18 protein-coding genes are annotated in these 17,292 nt (G+C 67.6%); 5 read left to right on the top strand and 13 right to left on the bottom strand.

What is annotated here, in order from left to right; translation table 11 throughout:
- Positions 1-54 precede the first annotated feature (54 nt).
- From ACJH6H_RS11965 to ACJH6H_RS11955, 3 genes are read right to left on the bottom strand one after another with little or no spacing between them, the layout of a single operon-like run.
- Positions 55-483: an FHA domain-containing protein gene (locus ACJH6H_RS11965; RefSeq protein ID WP_406774913.1), complete on the bottom strand. Its 429-nt coding sequence runs from the start codon at positions 481-483 to the stop codon at positions 55-57.
- Positions 484-518: 35 nt separating this feature from the next.
- A complete protein-coding gene (locus ACJH6H_RS11960; RefSeq protein WP_212811829.1) occupies positions 519-2,156 on the bottom strand; it encodes a SulP family inorganic anion transporter in 1,638 nt (545 codons plus the stop codon).
- The gene (locus ACJH6H_RS11955) at positions 2,153-2,566 is read right to left on the bottom strand and encodes an ArsR/SmtB family transcription factor (protein WP_406774912.1); all 414 of its coding nucleotides are present in this window, start codon (positions 2,564-2,566) and stop codon (positions 2,153-2,155) included. Before ACJH6H_RS11955 ends, ACJH6H_RS11960 begins: the two co-directional genes overlap by 4 nt.
- A 108-nt stretch (positions 2,567-2,674) precedes the next feature.
- On the opposite strand from ACJH6H_RS11955, the gene ACJH6H_RS11950 reads away from it, so the two are divergent.
- Both ACJH6H_RS11950 and ACJH6H_RS11945 read left to right on the top strand, forming a co-directional pair.
- Positions 2,675-4,015 carry a hypothetical protein gene (locus ACJH6H_RS11950; RefSeq protein WP_212811830.1) on the top strand — a complete coding sequence of 447 codons (1,341 nt, stop codon included), beginning with the start codon at positions 2,675-2,677 and terminating at the stop codon, positions 4,013-4,015.
- Positions 4,016-4,040: 25 nt separating this feature from the next.
- The gene (locus ACJH6H_RS11945) at positions 4,041-4,580 is read left to right on the top strand and encodes a TetR/AcrR family transcriptional regulator (RefSeq protein ID WP_212811831.1); all 540 of its coding nucleotides are present in this window, start codon (positions 4,041-4,043) and stop codon (positions 4,578-4,580) included.
- A gap of 4 nt (positions 4,581-4,584) precedes the next feature.
- On the opposite strand, the gene rlmN is transcribed toward ACJH6H_RS11945, so the two are convergent.
- A complete protein-coding gene (gene rlmN, locus ACJH6H_RS11940) occupies positions 4,585-5,682 on the bottom strand; it encodes a 23S rRNA (adenine(2503)-C(2))-methyltransferase RlmN (protein ID WP_212811832.1) in 1,098 nt (365 codons plus the stop codon).
- Between the two features lie 94 nt (positions 5,683-5,776).
- On the opposite strand from rlmN, the gene ACJH6H_RS11935 reads away from it, so the two are divergent.
- Positions 5,777-6,742, top strand: coding sequence for a DMT family transporter (locus ACJH6H_RS11935; RefSeq protein WP_212811833.1), 966 nt, complete (start codon positions 5,777-5,779; stop codon positions 6,740-6,742).
- Here the strand turns inward: ACJH6H_RS11935 and ACJH6H_RS11930 are convergent.
- From ACJH6H_RS11930 to ACJH6H_RS11915, 4 genes are all read right to left on the bottom strand, one after another.
- Positions 6,633-7,505, bottom strand: a complete 873-nt coding sequence (locus ACJH6H_RS11930) for a phosphatidate cytidylyltransferase (protein WP_020102016.1) — start codon at positions 7,503-7,505, stop codon at positions 6,633-6,635. The genes ACJH6H_RS11935 and ACJH6H_RS11930 overlap by 110 nt on opposite strands.
- A 30-nt stretch (positions 7,506-7,535) precedes the next feature.
- On the bottom strand, positions 7,536-8,093 hold the full coding sequence (gene frr, locus ACJH6H_RS11925; protein ID WP_212811834.1) for a ribosome recycling factor: 558 nt from the start codon (positions 8,091-8,093) through the stop codon (positions 7,536-7,538).
- Between the two features lie 40 nt (positions 8,094-8,133).
- Positions 8,134-8,889: a UMP kinase gene (pyrH, locus tag ACJH6H_RS11920; protein WP_406774911.1), complete on the bottom strand. Its 756-nt coding sequence runs from the start codon at positions 8,887-8,889 to the stop codon at positions 8,134-8,136.
- 126 nt (positions 8,890-9,015) lie between these two features.
- Positions 9,016-9,705, bottom strand: coding sequence for a class I SAM-dependent methyltransferase (locus ACJH6H_RS11915; RefSeq protein ID WP_406774910.1), 690 nt, complete (start codon positions 9,703-9,705; stop codon positions 9,016-9,018).
- A 45-nt stretch (positions 9,706-9,750) separates the two neighbouring features.
- On the opposite strand from ACJH6H_RS11915, the gene ACJH6H_RS11910 reads away from it, so the two are divergent.
- A complete protein-coding gene (locus tag ACJH6H_RS11910; protein WP_133425993.1) occupies positions 9,751-10,176 on the top strand; it encodes a MarR family winged helix-turn-helix transcriptional regulator in 426 nt (141 codons plus the stop codon).
- A 6-nt stretch (positions 10,177-10,182) separates the two neighbouring features.
- On the opposite strand, the gene ACJH6H_RS11905 is transcribed toward ACJH6H_RS11910, so the two are convergent.
- The 4 genes from ACJH6H_RS11905 to ACJH6H_RS11890 form a co-directional block, all read right to left on the bottom strand.
- The gene (locus ACJH6H_RS11905) at positions 10,183-10,632 is read right to left on the bottom strand and encodes a DUF350 domain-containing protein (protein ID WP_406774909.1); all 450 of its coding nucleotides are present in this window, start codon (positions 10,630-10,632) and stop codon (positions 10,183-10,185) included.
- Between the two features lie 19 nt (positions 10,633-10,651).
- Positions 10,652-11,815 carry a glutathionylspermidine synthase family protein gene (locus tag ACJH6H_RS11900; RefSeq protein WP_212811839.1) on the bottom strand — a complete coding sequence of 388 codons (1,164 nt, stop codon included), beginning with the start codon at positions 11,813-11,815 and terminating at the stop codon, positions 10,652-10,654.
- Positions 11,815-12,420 carry a hypothetical protein gene (locus ACJH6H_RS11895; protein WP_212814847.1) on the bottom strand — a complete coding sequence of 202 codons (606 nt, stop codon included), beginning with the start codon at positions 12,418-12,420 and terminating at the stop codon, positions 11,815-11,817. The genes ACJH6H_RS11900 and ACJH6H_RS11895 overlap by 1 nt, the downstream gene beginning before the upstream one ends.
- Before the next feature lie 216 nt (positions 12,421-12,636).
- Positions 12,637-14,043 carry an amidase gene (locus ACJH6H_RS11890; RefSeq protein ID WP_212811840.1) on the bottom strand — a complete coding sequence of 469 codons (1,407 nt, stop codon included), beginning with the start codon at positions 14,041-14,043 and terminating at the stop codon, positions 12,637-12,639.
- A 290-nt stretch (positions 14,044-14,333) separates the two neighbouring features.
- Between ACJH6H_RS11890 and ACJH6H_RS11885 the strand changes: the two genes are divergently transcribed.
- On the top strand, positions 14,334-16,067 hold the full coding sequence (locus ACJH6H_RS11885) for a cytosine permease (protein ID WP_212811841.1): 1,734 nt from the start codon (positions 14,334-14,336) through the stop codon (positions 16,065-16,067).
- 50 nt (positions 16,068-16,117) lie between these two features.
- On the opposite strand, the gene ACJH6H_RS11880 is transcribed toward ACJH6H_RS11885, so the two are convergent.
- Positions 16,118-17,212, bottom strand: a complete 1,095-nt coding sequence (locus ACJH6H_RS11880) for a substrate-binding domain-containing protein (protein WP_244872582.1) — start codon at positions 17,210-17,212, stop codon at positions 16,118-16,120.
- Between the last annotated feature and the right edge of the window lie 80 nt (positions 17,213-17,292).

Below are 17,292 nucleotides of genomic sequence, written 5' to 3'. Positions count from 1 at the left end.
GGCACATTATGTACGGCACGGATCGACGGACGGCCCCGATCGGTGCCGGCGCGGTCACCGGCCTTGGGGCAGGCAGGTGAAGCTGAGCCGGAACTTACCGATCTGGATTTCGTCGCCGCTGGTGAGCGGGAGGGACTGAACCTGGGTCCCGTTGACGTAGGTGCCATTCAGGCTGCCGGCGTCGATGATCCAGTATTCGTCGTCGAGCCAACGGATTTCAGCGTGGGTGCGGCTGACGGTGACGTCGTCGAGAAAGACGGCGCTGTCGGGGTGCCGGCCGGCGGCGACGACATCGTCGGCGAGCAGGAACTGACCGCCGGGACCGGGGCCGCGGGTGATCACCAGGACACCCGAGCCCGGTACCACCTCGGACGCTTTCCGTTGCGCGGCATGGCCGTTGGCGCGCTCGTCGATCACGCGGTGGATGGCGGTGGTGTGGACGGTGACGTCGTCGCTGGGCCGCGCGTGGTCGGTCAGGCTCATCTCGGGTTCCTTCGTCTAGATGGGTTTTCGCGGCGCTACCGGGTGGTGTGGCTGCGGGCGTGGGCGATGGCATCGTCCAAGTTCTCGATGAGATGGTTCTCGTGGCGCAGGGAGTCGATGATCCCGACACCGGCGAGGAGGTCGCGATGCTCGGGCCGGACGCCCTTGATGATCACGGTGATACCCCGCGCCTCGAGGTCTTCGACGATCTGCGTCAGGGTGTGCGCACCCGTGGCATCGAGCATGCCGAGTTGCGACAGCCGGATGATCACCACCGACGTCTCGGGATGGTTGCCATCGGTGATCGCGGCCGAAAGCCGTTCGGCCGCACCGAAGAACATGGCCCCGTCGAGCCGCAGCAGCGCGATGCGCTCGTCGCCCGGCACATACGGCCCCGGCAAGTCCTCGCGGGTGACGCTGCTGCGCCGGGCCAGGGTGCGCAGCGCGAACAACGCCGTCGCCGCGATCCCGATCTCGACGGCCTGGATCAGGTCGAAACAGACTGTGACGGTTGCGGTCAGCACAAACGTCAGCGCGTCCGAACGCGTCGACCGCAGAATCCGCATGACCGTGTGCGGCGAGATCATCCGGAACGCCGTCACCATCAACACGGCCGAGAGCGCCGCGAGCGGAATGGTCCCGACCAGTCCGCTGACGAGGTACACCACGGCGAGCAACACCAGCGCGTGCACGATGGCCGCGACGCGGGTTCGCGCGCCGGACCGCACGTTGACCGCGGTGCGGGCGATGGCGCCGGTGGCCGGCATACCGCCGAACACCCCGGATGCGACCGACGCCAACCCTTGTCCCACCAGTTCGCGGTTCGGATCGTAGGGCCCCGTCGGGGACATCGTCGCCGCGACCCGCGCCGACAGCAGCGATTCGATGGCGGCCAGCGCGGCGATCGCCAGTGCCGCGCCGAACAGGGAGTGCAGCACCGCGAGGTCGGCGTGCGGCCAGACGGGAGCGGGCAGCCGCGACGGCAGCTCCCCGATGCGGGGCGCGGACATTCCGGTACCGGCCACCAGTGCGGTCGCCACAACAACGGCCACCAGGGACGCCGGTACCGCGGGATGCAGCCTGGGCAGCCCGATCATCAGGACCGCCACCAGCGCTGTGACGAGCAGAGCCGGCCGCGCCGCGTCCATATCGATGTGCGAGACGACGACGCCCGCGGCCACCAACGGGGACCGTCCGGCCGGTGCCGCCTGCCCGAATGCGGCCGGAACCTGCTGCAGGAAGATGATGGCCGCGATGCCGAGGGTGAATCCTTCGATCACCGGCCACGGAATGAACGTCACCGCGCGTCCCACGCCGGTGAGGCCGGCCACCGCGACGATGATCCCGGCCAGGATCGTGACCGCGGCGACGCTGCCCAGTCCGTACTGCGCGACGATCGGCGCCAGCACCACCGTCATCGCCCCGGTCGGCCCCGATACCTGAACGTGCGATCCGCCGAAGACCGCGGCCACCAGACCCGCCACAACCGCCGTGACGAGACCGGCCGCCGCACCTACACCCGAACTGATGCCGAACGCCAGCGCGAGCGGCAACGCGACCACTCCGACCGTCACGCCGGCGAGGACATCGCGGCGCCACGAGCGACTCAGGCCGGCATAGTCCGCGCGCGACGGCAGCAGCCGGGTGATGCGGTCGGCGGTGAGCGTGGTCATCGGCTGGTGCCGATCGGCGGCAACGAGCCGACGGCATCGAGCTGATCACGTTGGGCGGCAAGGGTATCGGCGAGGAAGGTCCGCGCGATGAGCAGCAGTTCGGCGATCTTCGGATGCGCCAGCGTGTAGTACACCGCGTTGCCGGCCCGGTAGCCGCTGACCACGTGATGACGTTTGAGCACGGCCAGATGCTGGGAGAGCAGCGTCGGTTCGATATCGCTGGCCGCGAGGATGTCGCTCACCGGAGTCGGGCCCTCGGAGGTCGACAGGATCTCCAGCACCCGGATGCGCGCTGGGTGCGCCAGCGCTTTGAAGAGGTTCGCCTTGATCTCGTACAGCGGCCGTTCGGGACCGTCGAGCGCTGTCGACCATCTACGGCCCCCTATTTGATGGATTGAAGAAATTCTCAATCCATCATAGCGTGGCAGGCCCTCCCGACCGATTCGCCAGATGACCTTCCCCCAGACAACTCACAGGCTCGCGCAGCGAAATATTGTGGGCTGGGTAACATTCGCGACATGACCGTAGCCGACAACACGATCGACCTGGGAGATCAAGCCTCCTTCACCGGCTTACGGGCGCTGGGCCGCGGCCCGCTCATCCAATACACCTGGATCTACGAACATCCGGTGAACCTGGATGGCCTGCGCCGCCTGCACCGCAACCTGGGTAGCGGCGGCCTGCTGGGCCGCCGCATCGAGCGGTCGCCGCTGCCGTTCGGCCGCCACCGGTGGGTCCGCTCCACCGGGCCGGTGGACCTCGACATCGCTCCCGGGACGCGGCCCGTCTCCGAGATCAACGACTGGGTCAACGAACGCGGCTACATCCCCGTCGACCCCGAGCACGGTCCGCCGTGGCACCTCGGCGTGCAGCAACTCGAAGGCGGCGGCGCGGCCGTGTCGCTCGTGGTGTCGCACACCGTCGGTGACGGCCTGGCCATCGCCGAGGCCGTCGCCGACGCGGTCAACGGGTCGCCGCGCGATCTCGGCTACCCGATCGCCGGGGCCCGTACCCGGCGCGAGGCCCTGCGCGAAGACCTCCGCCAGACGGTGCGCTCGGTGCCCAGTTGGTTCAAGGCCGTGGTCGGCGCGGTCAAGATCGCCCGCGACCAGAAGGGCGACCTGGCGGCGTCGGCCAAATCGGTGAGCGCGCCGGTGTCCAGCGGGATCACCACGCCGGTGACGCCGCCGTTCGTCGTCGTCCACATCGGCATCGACGAGTGGTACCAGCGCGCGAAAGCCCTCGGCGGCACCAGCAACGTGCTGTTCGCCGCGCTCGCTGCCCGGCTCGGGCTGGTGGTGGGCCGGTTGGGCGACGACGGCCGCGCCATGCTGTCGTTCCCCGTCAACATCCGCACCGAGGGCGACACCCGGGGCAATGCCCTCAGCACCATCACCGTGATGGCGGATCCCGAAAAGGTCAGCACCGACCTGTCCGAGTTGCGCAGCGACGTCAAGCGCGAACTGGCCGGTGTCGACGAGTGGACCCGCATGATGCTCACGCCGCTTCCCCTCACTCCCCTGGTGCCGAAGTTCGCGGTGCGGCGGCTCGAGAAGATGGTGCTCAAGGTCGGCAAGCCCATCGGTTGCTCCAACCTGGGCCAGTTCCCGCCCGCGTTCAACCGGCCCGACGGGACCGACGCCGACAATTTCCACGCCCGCCTGGTCGAGCCGGGCCTGACCCCGGTGGACCTCGAGCGTCTGAACGGCCACCTGTTCCTGGTGTTGTGCCAGACACCGACGTCGATGATCGTGACGGTCACCGCATGGGAACCGGGCGAGACGAACACCAAAGCGGCACTGGCTGATTCCACCCGCAAAGCGCTGGCCGAACTCGGACTCACCGGAACCGTCGACTAAGTTACCGGGTAGTACCATCGGTTTCGTGGACAGCACGGCGAGCAATCAGGGCAGCTCCGTCGAGGACGCCTCGACCCCGAGCCGAATCCTGGTGGCCACCGCGGAAGTGCTTGCCCGTCAGGGCCAGACCAAGCTCAGCCTGTCCGAGGTCGCCACGCAGGCCGGCGTCTCGCGGCCCACCCTGTACCGCTGGTTCGCCTCCAAGGAGGCGCTGCTCGAGTCGTTCGGACGGTACGAGCGCGACTTGTTCGTCGACGGCATGACCGCGGCCACCGAAGGGCTGCGCGGCAACGAAAAGCTCGATGCCGCACTGCAATTCATCGTGCAGTACCAGAAGACCTATTCCGGCGTACGGGTCATCGACATCGAACCGGAGGCCGTGCTCGCCCAGCTGCCGAACGTGGTGCCGACCATGCGTGCCCGCCTGCAGAAGCTGCTGTCCGGGCCGAACGCCGAACTGAAGGCCGCCACGGCCATCCGGATCGCGGTGTCGCACTACCTCGTCCCGAGCGACGACACCGAGCAACTACTGGCGCAGCTGCGGCACGCCGTCGGTTTGCGCTAGCCGGCTAGCCCTCGGCCGCCAATTGCCCACAGGCAGCGGCGATTTCGCGGCCGCGGGTGTCACGCACCGTGCAGGACACCCCGGCGGCCTGTACCCGGCGCACGAACTCCCGCTCGACCGGCTTGGGACTCGCGTCCCACTCGCTGCCGGGGGTCGGGTTCAGCGGAATCAGGTTCACGTGCACCAGCGGACCGAGCGCGCGGTGCAGTTTCTTGCCCAAAAGGTCTGCGCGCCAAGGCTGGTCATTGACATCGCGGATCAGCGCGTACTCGACCGACACCCGGCGACCGGTGACGTCGGCGTAATACCGGGCGGCCTCGAGAACTTCGGAGACCTTCCACCGGTTGTTGACTGGGACCAGCGTGTCGCGCAGCTCGTCGTCGGGGGTGTGCAGTGACAGCGCCAGCGTCACCCCCAGCTTCTCGTCGGCGAGTTTGCGGATCGCGGGTGCCAGGCCGACGGTCGAGACCGTCACCGACCGGGCGCTGATCCCGAAACCCTCCGGCGGCGCCGCGGTGATCCGGCGCACGGCGGCCACGACCCGGTTGTAGTTGGCCAGCGGCTCCCCCATGCCCATGAAGACGATGTTGGACAGCCGGCCGTCGTGCTCGTTGCGCATGGCGGCCGACGCCGCGCGGACCTGCTCCAGGATTTCGGCGGTCGAGAGGTTCCGCTTCAGGCCGCCCTGACCGGTGGCACAGAACGGGCACGCCATGCCGCAGCCGGCCTGCGACGAGATGCAGACGGTGTTGCGCTGCGGGTAGCGCATCAGCACCGACTCGAACGTGGTGCCGTCCACCGCGCGCCACAGGGTCTTGCGGGTCTCCCCGGCGTCGCACTGAATCTGCTTCGCGGGGGTGATCAGGTCGGGGAACAGCGCCGAGGCCACCTGATCGCGCACCGATGCGGGCAGATCGGTCATCTCGTGCGGATCGGCGATCAACCGCCCGTAGTACTGGTTGGCCAGTTGCTTGGCCCGGAACTTCGGCAATCCCAGCTCGGTGACGGCCGCCACGCGTCCCTCGGCATCGAGGTCGGCCAGGTGCCGCGGCGGCATGCCGCGGCGCGGTGCATCGAACACCAGAGGAAGGGAAACGGCCATAACGGGCTTCAGTATCGCACCGACGGCACCCCCGGGACGAAATCACAGCCGAAAATCGTTGGACTCGGCGTCTATGAACACTCACCATGAGCCCATGCCGCCCCGTCCCGCGTCGCTCCTGGCCTTCGTCTACGCATTGGGTTATCCCATTGGTGCCCTTGCGGTTTCGGCCCTGACACCCATGGCGACGCTGGTGTTCCGATTCGGCCTCGCCGCCGCCATCCTGTCCACGTGGGCCCTGGCCGCGCGTGTGAAATGGCCCACTGGCACGCGGCTGGTGCACGTCGTGATCAGTGGCCTGCTCACGCAGGCCGTGCAGTTCATCTGCCTGTACCTGGCACTGATGCACGGCGCTCCCGCGGTGCTGGGTGCCGTCGTCATCTCGATGAACCCGGTCGCCACCGCGCTGCTGGCCGCCGTGTTCCTGGGCGAGCGTCTGACCGCCATGCGCGTCGTCGCCCTGATCCTGGGCGCACTGGCGGTACTGGCCGCGTGCGCCCAGCGGCTGCTGATGGTCGGCGGCGTCGACGCGGTGATCGTGTTGCTGGTCGTCTCGCTGCTGGCCCTGGCCTCGGGCGGCGTCTACCAGCAGCGGTTCTGCCGCGGCGTGGATTTCCGCGCCACCGCGGCGGTGCAGAACGCGGCGTCCTTGGTCCCGGTGGCGATCCTGGCCGCCGTCATGCCGTGGACAGTGACCAACGTGCACACCGCCGTCCTCGCGGTGGGGGCTGTGGTGCTGCTCAACGCGACGTTGTGCATGACGATGTACGTGCGGGCGATCGATCGCTACGGCGCCGCCGCGGTGGCCATGCTGTTCGCGGTCATCCCGGCCCTCGCCGGCGTGCTGTCGTGGCTGCTGCTGGGCCAGCGCCCAGACCTCGGTGTGGTGGTCGGTCTGGTGCTCGGCGCGCTGGCCTGCTGGCTCAATTCGCGGGCCGTGGCGCGGACCGTCAGGCCAGCAACTCCAGCACCAGCCACGCCGCCACTCCAGACGGCAGAATCGAGTCGATCCGGTCCATCAGACCGCCGTGACCGGGCAGCAGAGTGCCCATGTCCTTGATCCCGAGGTCGCGCTTGACCTGCGACTCCACCAGGTCGCCGAGCGTGCCGGTGATGACGAGCATGATGCCCAGCGGCACGCCGACCCACAGCGGCCGGCCCGCCAGGTAGTGCACCGACAGCACCGAGACGACGATGCTGAACAGCAGCGACCCGCTGAAGCCCTCCCAGGACTTCTTCGGGCTGATCGCCGGCACCATCGGATGCTTACCGAACAGCACGCCTGCGGTGTAGCCGCCGATATCGGAGGCCACGACGCCCAGCATCATGCAGAACACCTGCATGGCGCCTTCATGGTAGCCGCCCTGGTGCGGGTAGATCAGCAGCGCCGTGAAGGCGCCGAACAGCGGCACCCAGGACGCCAGGAAGATCGTCACCGACACGTCGCGCGTGTAGTTGACCGGCGCCGCTTTGAGCCCGCCGGACAACAACCGCCAGATCATGCACAGCGCGACCGTGGCACCGAACGCCCCGAGGGCGCCGGCTTCCCGGTAGGGCCACGTCAGCCAGATCATCGCCTGGCCGCCGATCAGCAGCGGGATCACCGGGACGGCATAGCCACCCTCACGTAGCCGGCGCACCACCTCGTGCGTGGCCAGCGCGACGGCCAGAGCCACCAGCGCCACCCACAGCTGCGGGACGAACAGCAGGGTGGCGATGACGGTGCCGCCCAGGAGGACGCCGACGGAGATGGCTGCGGGCAGGTTGCGCCCGGCGCGCGATGTCTTCTTGGGCTCCCCCGTGGGGGTGGTTTCGGTGGCCACGAATGTGCGGATGCGGACGGCTGGAGATCCTCAGACCTCGAGCAGTTCGCCTTCCTTGTGCTTGACCAGCTCGTCGATCTGAGCCGTGTAGGTGGCGGTCGTCTTGTCCAGATCCTTCTCGGCGCGCGCGACCTCGTCCTCGCCGGCCTCGCCGTCCTTCTTGATCCGGGACAGCTCGTCCATCGCCTTGCGACGGATGTTGCGCACCGACACCTTGGCGTCCTCGCCCTTGCCCTTGGCCTGCTTGACCAGTTCCCGGCGGCGTTCCTCGGTCAGCTGCGGGATCGAGATGCGGATGACGCTGCCGTCGTTGCTCGGGTTGACGCCGAGGTCCGAGTTCCGGATGGAGTCCTCGATGGCCTTGAGCTGGTTGGCCTCATAGGGCTTGATGACGACCAAGCGCGCCTCGGGGACGTTGATGCTCGCCAGCTGGGTGATGGGCGTCATCGAGCCGTAGTACTCGATGTTGATCCGGTTGAACATGCCCGGGTTGGCCCGGCCGGTGCGGATCGACCCGAGGTCGTCACGGGCCACCGCGACGGCCTTGTCCATCTTCTCTTCGGCATCGAAGAGGGTTTCCTCGATCACTTCATCTTCTCCCGTCAGTCCCGCTCGCCCGGCCCCAGCTCTAGCTGGAGACCAGCGTTCCGATCTTCTCACCCGCGACCGCGCGCGCGATATTGCCTTCGGTCAGCAGATTGAAGACCAGCATCGGCATGCCATTGTCCATGCACAGGCTGAACGCGGTGGCATCGGCGACCTTCAAGTCGCGTTCCAACACCTCACGATGGGTGATGCTGGTGATCATCTGGGCGTCGGGCACCTCACGCGGGTCCGCGGTGAACACGCCGTCGACGGCCTTGGCCATCAGGACGACCTCGGCACCGATCTCCAGCGCACGCTGCGCGGCGGTGGTGTCGGTGGAGAAGTACGGCAGGCCCATGCCGGCGCCGAAGATGACGACGCGACCCTTCTCGAGGTGCCGGCGCGCCCGCAGCGGGATGTACGGCTCGGCGACCTGCCCCATGGTGATGGCGGTCTGCACGCGGGTGTCGATGCCTTCCTTCTGCAGGAAGTCTTGCAGCGCAAGGCTGTTCATCACGGTGCCGAGCATGCCCATGTAGTCGCTGCGGGTCCGCTCCATGCCGCGCTGCTGCAGCTGCGCACCACGGAAGAAGTTGCCGCCACCGATGACGACGGCGACCTGGGCGCCGGCGCGCACCACCTCGGCGATCTGCCGGGCGACCAGCGCGACGACATCGGGGTCCAGACCCACCGCGCCGCCGCCGAACATCTCACCACCGAGCTTGAGCAGCACCCGCTGGTAGGCCGGCCGGATCAAACCGTGGCCACCGTTGTCTGCCTCGTTGTCTGGGCTGGCCATCAGACTCCTTCGGTCCCCACACGTCACAGCTGCCACGGCGATCGGCAGCGGCTCCATCCTGCCTCATGGCGATCGAGCCGGAGGCAAGGAGGGTGGAACCCGATGGGCGGGCGGCCACCTGGCGGACTACCCCAGGTGCGCCTGCAACAACCACGCGCGAACCGACTTGAGTCCGTTCGGCTCGTCCCGGACGTCGACGTCGGCGAAACCTCCGCCGGGTGCGCCGGTCGCGCCGAAACCGTCGGGCATGTTGCCGTGGATACGGGCCGGCGAGATGTCATCGATCACCCAGTACTTGCCGACGACGTCGCGCAGCTCGTCCTCGGTCACCGGGTTGGCCGGGCCGGCAGGCATGCCGCCGCGATCGAAGACCAGGACGATGTACGTCGCGCCGGGCGCGGCGGCCCGCACGATGGAGCGCTGGTAGCCGTCCCGGAGCTCGACGGGCATGGAGTGGAACAGCGTGCTGTCGATGATGGTGCCGAAGCGGCCGTCGTATCCGGTGAAGTCGCTGATGTCGGCGACCGCGAAGCTGGCGCTGTGCGCGCCGCGGCGGGCGGCCTCGGCCCGGGCCAGTTCGATGGCGGTTGCCGACTGGTCCAGACCCACAGTGGTGAAGCCACGCTCGGCCAGGTAGATCGCGGTGGCGGCCTCGCCGCAACCGGCATCGAGGACGTCGCCGTGGACCTTGCCGGCGTCGATCAGCGCGGCGATCTCGGGCTGCGGCCTGCCGATGCTCCACGGGGGCCGGGCACCCATCTCGGGGGCCTCGCCGCGGTACGCGCTTTCGAACAGGGCATCTGTGGGTCTGGTCATACCTCCGGTCTATCAACGGGGTTGATATATGTCAATATAATTGACATGTTCGAAGGTGAAGAAGCTCCCCTGGGCTATCTGCTCAACCGGGTCGCCACTGCTCTGCGCGCCGAGATCACCGCCAATGTTCTCGACCCGATCGGCCTGACCTTCCCACAGTTCGTCTGCCTGCGGATGGTCGACAACCGGCCCGGCATGTCCAACGCCGAGATGGCGCGGTTCGTCGGGGTCTCGCCACAGGCGATGAACATCGTGGTGCGCGCGCTGCAGGACCGCGAGCTGATCACCCGGCCGTCGACCGTCGCTGCCGGACGGTCCCGGCCCACCGAACTGACCCGGTCCGGCCGTACCCTGCTGAGCAAGACGGTCGCCGGAATCCGCGCCGCCGACGACGCCCTGTTGGCCGACCTGAGCCCGGCCCAGCGCCGGCAGTTCCGCGAGACGCTGACGAGCCTGCTGCCGCCCGAATAGCGGCGATCAGAGAATCGCGGCAGCGACGATCAGGCCGAATGCCAGATACGAGGCCGCGACGTCGAGCACCACCGGGGAGAACTTCTCCTCGTGGAGCATCTCGCCGATGTCGAGGCCCTTGACAGCACCGATGAGGCGCACCGAAAGTGCCTGTGCGGCAATGCCGACCAGGCCGAAGACCAGGGTCTTGATCAGACCGGCCGCCAGGTCACCCGACGAGCTGTAGATGGCCAGCACCACGATGAAGGCCATCGACAGCACCCCCGAGGCGGCCACCGCCGCGGCATTCGGCCGGCCCGAGCGGACCAGCTCGCGCAACGGTCCCGGCGTGGTCCAGTCGATCACGAAGAAGCCGAGGATCATCAGCGCGCCGCCGACGATCGCGTACAGCGCGATGGCCGACGCGCCGTGTCCGACGATGGACCAGTAGTCGTTGCCAAGAGCGGTCAGGGTCATGAAGTTCGTTTCCTTCCGGTCACTGCGGGATGCGGTGGGGCACAAAGGCTGCGCCGTTGTCGGTGACCAGACCCGAGGTCTCGCGGATACCGAGGCCGGCCGATTCGTCGCCGACGATCCAGGCGCCCAACGCGGGACGCATGTCGTCGAACTGCGGTAGCGGGTCGAGCAACTGGTACACGTAGCCCTCTTCGCCGTACACACCACCGGTCTGCGTCTCGTAACCCGCGCCGACGATCGTGACGTTCGCCCCCTCGCGCCCGAGTTTGGGCTTGCGGACGTACTCGGTCAGCTCGTGCGGATCATCGATGTAGGCCGGCAGCAGGTTCGGGTGCCCCGGGTACATCTCCCACAGCACCGCCAGGATGGCCTTGTTGCTGAGCAGCGACTTCCACAGCGGCTCGATCCACATGGTCTCCGGCAGGGATTCGGCTGCGTACTTGCCGAATTCGTCGTCGAGCACCCATTCCCAGGGGTAGAGCTTGAACAGCGTCGAGATCGGGGCGTCTTCCAGATCCACGAAGCGATTGAGGTCCCGGTCCCAGCCCAGTTGCTCGATGGCCAGGCCGACGGTGTTCATCCCGGCCTCGGCGGCGCACTCCTGCAGGTAGGCCAGCGTCACGTTGTCCTCACCGCTGGTGTCCGCAGAGGACCAGGTGAAGTGGGTTTCGTTGCCGGGCAACCGATCCTGGATTTCCTTCCACCGCTCCACCAGCTTCTCGTGCAGCGAGTTCCACTGGTCGTCGGCGGGAAAGACGTCGGTCTTCCAGTACCACTGCAGAATCGCGGCTTCGAGCAGCGACGTCGGGGTGTCGGCGTTGTACTCCAGCAGAACCGGGGGCCGGCGGCCGTCGTAGCGGAGGTCGAAGCGGCCGTAGAGGTGCGGATCGCTACGGCGCCACGACTTTTCGATGTGCGGCCAGCTCCACTCCGGCAACCCGAAGTCGCGGTAGCGCTCGGTCAGCACGATGTTCTCGACGGCTTCCAGGCACATCGAGTGCAGCACCTCGACCGAGGCCTCGATCGAGAGCACCTCGTCCATGTCGAACACGTAGTGCACCGACTCGTCCCAGTACGGACGGTCATTCCCGTGTGCGTCGGTGGCCGGGGTGTCGAAACACATGCCCTGGCTGGCCACGATCTGCTGCCACCCCGGTCGCGGGGCGTGACGTTCGCGCCGCATCAGCTACCGGAGCTTCCGTGGCTCGACGAACCGAAGCCGCCGCGCGACACCGACGACCCCGACTTGGAGATGGAGGTGCCGGATTTCGTTGTGGCCGTAGTGCCTTTCGGCAGGGTCAGGGTGCCACCGTGGGCGATGCTGCCGACGCCGGAGTTGGAGCCGCCGTAGTAGTACCGGTACGGCGATCCCATGTACAAGAACGTGCTGCCGCCGCCGTAGTTGGTGCCGCTGCTGCAGTAACTGTCCGGCACCACTTCGTTGCTGCCGTCCTTGACGCAGGACGCGCTGATCTGATCATCGCGATGGAAGATCGCGTAGCCGGCGGCGACCACCGCCACCACGCCGACGCCGACCGCCGAACCGATGAGGACCTTCTTGCCGGTGGCCGCGCGCTTGCGCGCCTTCTCGGCTTTGACCCGCTCGATCTCTTCTTCGGCTTCGCGCGCCCTCTTGGCCTTGTCGCGGGCCCGGGCCTCGGCGACGGTCGGCTGCCGCGGCTTGGCCGTGGCCGGGTCCTGCCAGCGGACGGAACCCTGCGGTTCTGCCGGGGGTGCCGGGGGCGTGAACTCCGGTGTCGGATTCGGGGTGGGACCCGCCGGGGGCACCGGCGGCGAACTCGGCTCGGACCCGGGCGCGGGCTCCGGCCCGCCGCCTTGAGCCGACGACTTCCACGGCTGCCTTTCAGCCCCGTTCTCGGGCCCGACAGTCATGCACACCCCCAATTGACGCAACCTGTGAGACAGCATAAGGCTGGCCGCCCGACAAAGCGGCCGTTGCCGCTGCTTGCGTCGAGCAAAAATAGCCCCGCCGGCCGGTCGACGTCAGCGCGCCGCGAGCGACGGCCAACCGATTTCCCGCTCGAGCTCGAACGCCAGTGCCAGCAGCGTCGCCTCCTGCCCCGCCGCCGCGCCGAACATCATGCCGACCGGCAGTCCCGACGCGGACCGGGCCAGCGGCAGCGAAACCGCCGGGGCGCCACTGGCGTTCTGCAGCGGCGTGAAGCCGACCCAGTCGATGAGCCGCGACATGACCTGGTCGAAGTCGGCAGTCGGGTCCAGGTGCCCGATCGGCGGGGTGACCTCGCTGAGGGTCGGGGTGAGCACCACGTCGTAGTCGCGGGCCAGGCGCGCCGGAATGCGCCGTGACGCGGCCAGCCGGGCGATGGCGGCCGGCACGCGGTGCAGATTGCGCGCCGCCTTTGCTTCCAGTCCCAGGGTCAGGTTGTCCAACCTGCCGCGATCGAAGCTGGGGCCGAAGGTGCGTTTTCCACTACGGACCAGCGCAAAGGCCAGGAAAGACCAGTAGAGCAGGAAGTCGTCGCGGAACGGTTCCGGTGCCGGGTTGCCGATCTCGGTGACGCGATGGCCGAGCTCCTCCAGCCGGGCCGCGGTCTGCATCGTCAGGTCCCGGATCTCCGGACTGGCGTCCCGGCCGATCGAGCTCGTGCACACCGCAATACGCTGCCGGCGCCGACCGGGTGCGGTGACGTCGCCGATGGCCGGCAGTTTCGGGTTCCGGTAGACGCGCTCGGCTTCGCGGTAGAACGCCGCGGTGTCCCGGACGCTGCGGGTGAGGACGCCGTTGGCGACGATCTGCAGCGGCATCCGGGTCTCACGGTCCAGCGGCAAGCGGCCACGGGTGGGCTTGAGACCGACCAATCCGTTGCAGGAAGCCGGGATTCGGATGGAACCGCCGCCGTCGTTCGCGTGGGCGATGGGCACCACGCCGGCCGCGACGAACGCCCCCGACCCGGACGACGACGCCCCCGCGGTCACCATGGTGTCCCACGGGTTGCGCACCGGGCCCAGCCGGGGATGCTCGGCCGAGGCGCTGAAACCGAACTCCGACAGCTGTGTCTTCCCGAGGGCCACCAGCCCCGTCGACAGGTACAGGCGCGCCCACTCCCCGTCGGCCGGCACCGGCCGGGGCGCCCAGGCGTCGGCGCCCTGCATGGTGGGCCAGCCGCCGACCGCGACGTTGTCCTTGATGAACGTCGGTACCCCGTCGAAGAATCCCCCGAAAGGTCTTGGCGCATTCGCCTTTTCAACAGCCTGCTCGAAGGCTTCGTACGCCATGCCGTTCAGTTCGGGCTGCGCCTTCTCGGTCCGGGCGATCGCCGCCTGCACCACCTCGACCGCCGATACCGCACCGCTGCGGATCGCGTCGGCGACACCGACCGCGTCGAGGTCGCCGAGGGCGTCGTCACCGAATGTGCTGATGCGTGTCATGGCACCCACGGTACCAAGCAGTACCACCAGCCCGCCTTACCCTCAGATTTCACGTTGTGAGTCCGGACACCGGCTGCGTGCACCGTTGAGCGCGCTGCGTAAACGCCCAGTTTCCCCGGCGTAACTTTCCATTTGAACTAGTGCCATATGGAAGTAACTGGTGCTAATTTCCGTTCGACCCGGCTGCTGCAGGTCGCAGACCGGTCCGGTCATCGGCGCCCGTATCCGACCTGCCTGCCTGATGCATTGCATCACTGGCGATTACGACGGATTCGACAGGAAACGCGTTCATGACTACCGAGCAATCCCTAGACGAAGTGCACGGCCAACCGATGGCCGCCGCCCGCGTCGGCCCTTGGTCCCGCTTCGTCACCTGGGCCAACCAGGACACCATCGAGGACTTCTCACTTCGCTACGCACCCAAGTCTTTTCGCAAATGGTCGCCGATGGCATGTGCCGTGGCCGCCTTGGGCGGCATCGCCTACCTCGCCGACTACTCCATCGGCGCCTCGATCGCCGTCACCCACGGCGCGGCCAGCGCGGTCGTCGCGATCCTGGTCGCCGCGGTCACGATCTTCCTCACCGGCATCCCGATCGCGTACTACGCCGCCAAATACAACATCGACATGGACCTGCTCACGCGCGGAGCCGGTTTCGGATACTTCGGCTCAACCCTGACGAGCCTCATCTACGCCAGCTTCTGCTTCATCTTCTTCGCGCTCGAAGGCGCGATCATGGCGCAGGCGATGAAATTGGCGTTCGGCATTCCACTGGCCGTCGGCTACATCATCGGCTCACTGATCATCATCCCGCTCGTGCTCTACGGCATGACCGCCCTGGCCAAGTTCCAGGTCTGGACCCAGCCGTTGTGGCTGATCCTGTTCGTCGCCCCCATCGCCTTCATCGCGACCGCGGATCCGGCGGGCTTCCACGGGTTCCTGAGCTGGGCGGGCAACGGCGGCAGCGAGCAGGTGACGGCCATCGGAGTCGGCGCGGGCGCCGGCGTGGCGTTGTCGCTCATCGCCCAGATCGGTGAACAGGTCGACTACCTGCGCTTCATGCCCGAGAAGTCGGAAACACCGCCGCTGCGCTGGTGGGCCGCGGTGCTCGCCGCCGGCCCCGGCTGGGTGATTCTCGGTGCGGCCAAACAGATCTGCGGCGCCTTCCTGGCCTTCTACGTCGCGGGCAAGGTCGGTTTCGCGGCCGCCACCGAACCCATCGAGCAGTTCCTCGGCGGCTTCGGCTCGGTCATCCACAACGACGCCCTCGCCCTCGGTCTGGCCACGCTGATGGTGTTGCTGTCGCAGGTGAAAATCAATGTGACAAACGCATATTCGGGCTCGTTGTCCTGGTCGAACTTCTTCAGCCGGGTGCTGCACGTGCACCCGGGCCGGGTGGTGTACCTCGGTCTGCACATCGCCATCGCGCTGGCACTGATGCTCAGCGACATGTTCGCCGTGCTCAACACCATTCTCGGGTTCTACTCGAATGTCGCGATCGCCTGGATCGGTGCGATCGTCGCCGACCTCGTGATCAACAAGCCACTGCTCAAGCTCAGCCCGTCGTACGTCGAGTTCAAGCGGGCCTACCTCTACAGCATCAATCCGGTCGGATTCGTCTCGATGCTGGTCGGTTCGGTGTTCTCGATCATGGCCTTCTACCACGCTTTCGGAGATTTCCTCGCGGCCTGGTCGCCCTACCTGGCGCTGACGCTGTCCTTCGTGCTGTCACCGGTGATGTGCATCGCGACGAAGGGCAAGTACTACCTGGCGCGGCGCAATCCGCTTCGTGAGGAGATCGAGAAGGAGCCGCTGTGGGCGGGCCAGACGCTGCTGGACGTCGTCGACCAGAAGCGGTACGAGCTGCCGGACATGGTCCACGACTGCCCCTTCCACCACGGCACCGTGTCCTCGCTGACCTGCACGCTCACCAAGGACTGCCATGACATGTGCAAGAAGGACGGCTACACCGATTTCACCAGCGCGGAACTACTGAAAACTGCGGTGACACCGCAGTCGAGCTGACGCACCGTCATGGCCTCGCCCAGAGCACCGGGCGGGGCCATGACTGTCGGTCAGGGGGTGAGTTCGGCGATCACATCGAATTCGAGTTGGTCTGCGCTGGCGAGGTACACGGGTTGACGAGTATGAGCACCACGCATGACGACCTCGCCGCGCGGACCCTGGTAGGCGACATTGGAGCGCGCCCGGTCGATCGCGGCCACCTCCAGGCTGCGGGCCGTCTGCGCCAGCGCGGTGAGCAACAACAGTCCCTCGTAACAGGATTCACCGATGTTGTTGAGAGCCGGGGCCGCACTGCCGAACCGCTGCAGATAGTGCGAGCCGAACCCCATGTTCACCTCCGTGGGGAGGCTCTCGAAGTAGCCGCACGCGGTGTACAGGCCGGTGGTCGCCCCACTTCCGCTGGCGCACAACACATCCTCACCGATCATCAACGACAGGCGCACGACGCTCTGGTCCAGGCCGGCGCGGGCGAACGCGCGATTGAACGCCGCGTTGTCCGCACCCACCATCAACACCAGCACCCCGTCGGCATCCGAGGCGGTGATGACGTCGAGCATCGTCCGGAAATCTCGCCCGCCCAACGGAACGAATGCCTCGCCGACGAACTCGAGGCCCGACCGCCACATGTACTCCTTGGTCACGCGGGCGGTCTGCCGCGGCCAGATGTAGTCGTTGCCGACGATGCACCAGCGTTTCAGCCCGAGGTGCTCACGCAACCACGTCAACGCCGGAAACAGTTGCTGCTCCGGCGTTTCCCCCACCATGTACACGCCGTCGGTGCTCTCGCCGCCCTCGTAGAACGTGGTGTACACGTAGGGCACCCGCCCGGCCGTCTGCGGGGTGATGACCCGCCGCGCATTCGACAGGTGCCAGCCCACCACGGCGTCGATCTGCTGCTGGGCCACCAGGCGGCCCAGTTCGTCCGCGAGCTCGTTCAACGGCGCGCCGGCGTCAACGGCATGAATGCGAACCGGCCGGTCCAGGATGCCGCCGGCGGCGTTGATGTCCTCAGCGGCCAGTTCGGCGCTCGCCTCGCACGACGGTCCGAACATCCCGGCGGGCCCGCTCAACGGCACCACGAGCGCAATGTCGACCGCATCCCGGTCGGGGCGCGCGGGAGTCGTCGCAGGTTTCGGATTCACCATCACCTCACCTTGGGAGACCAGCCCAGCCCTGCCACACCAATCGCGACGACCACGACGTCCGGCGGCCGGGTGGCCAGAAT

This window comes from Mycobacterium sp. SMC-21 (genome assembly GCF_045310825.1).
In the GTDB taxonomy this organism is placed as follows: domain Bacteria; phylum Actinomycetota; class Actinomycetes; order Mycobacteriales; family Mycobacteriaceae; genus Mycobacterium.
The sequence above is the reverse complement of the archived record's forward strand: the minus strand, read 5'-3'. Positions and strand labels throughout refer to the sequence as shown.

Coding starts and splice junctions, on each gene's coding strand:
- ACJH6H_RS11965 (WP_406774913.1), bottom strand. CDS start 483: ATGAGCCTGACCGACCACGCGCGGCCCAGCGACGACGTCACCGTCCAC.
- ACJH6H_RS11960 (WP_212811829.1), bottom strand. CDS start 2,156: ATGACCACGCTCACCGCCGACCGCATCACCCGGCTGCTGCCGTCGCGC.
- ACJH6H_RS11950 (WP_212811830.1), top strand. CDS start 2,675: ATGACCGTAGCCGACAACACGATCGACCTGGGAGATCAAGCCTCCTTC.
- rlmN (WP_212811832.1), bottom strand. CDS start 5,682: ATGGCCGTTTCCCTTCCTCTGGTGTTCGATGCACCGCGCCGCGGCATG.
- ACJH6H_RS11935 (WP_212811833.1), top strand. CDS start 5,777: ATGCCGCCCCGTCCCGCGTCGCTCCTGGCCTTCGTCTACGCATTGGGT.
- pyrH (WP_406774911.1), bottom strand. CDS start 8,889: ATGGCCAGCCCAGACAACGAGGCAGACAACGGTGGCCACGGTTTGATC.
- ACJH6H_RS11915 (WP_406774910.1), bottom strand. CDS start 9,705: ATGACCAGACCCACAGATGCCCTGTTCGAAAGCGCGTACCGCGGCGAG.
- ACJH6H_RS11910 (WP_133425993.1), top strand. CDS start 9,751: ATGTTCGAAGGTGAAGAAGCTCCCCTGGGCTATCTGCTCAACCGGGTC.
- ACJH6H_RS11905 (WP_406774909.1), bottom strand. CDS start 10,632: ATGACCCTGACCGCTCTTGGCAACGACTACTGGTCCATCGTCGGACAC.
- ACJH6H_RS11900 (WP_212811839.1), bottom strand. CDS start 11,815: ATGCGGCGCGAACGTCACGCCCCGCGACCGGGGTGGCAGCAGATCGTG.
- ACJH6H_RS11890 (WP_212811840.1), bottom strand. CDS start 14,043: ATGACACGCATCAGCACATTCGGTGACGACGCCCTCGGCGACCTCGAC.
- ACJH6H_RS11885 (WP_212811841.1), top strand. CDS start 14,334: ATGACTACCGAGCAATCCCTAGACGAAGTGCACGGCCAACCGATGGCC.
- ACJH6H_RS11880 (WP_244872582.1), bottom strand. CDS start 17,212: ATGGTGAATCCGAAACCTGCGACGACTCCCGCGCGCCCCGACCGGGAT.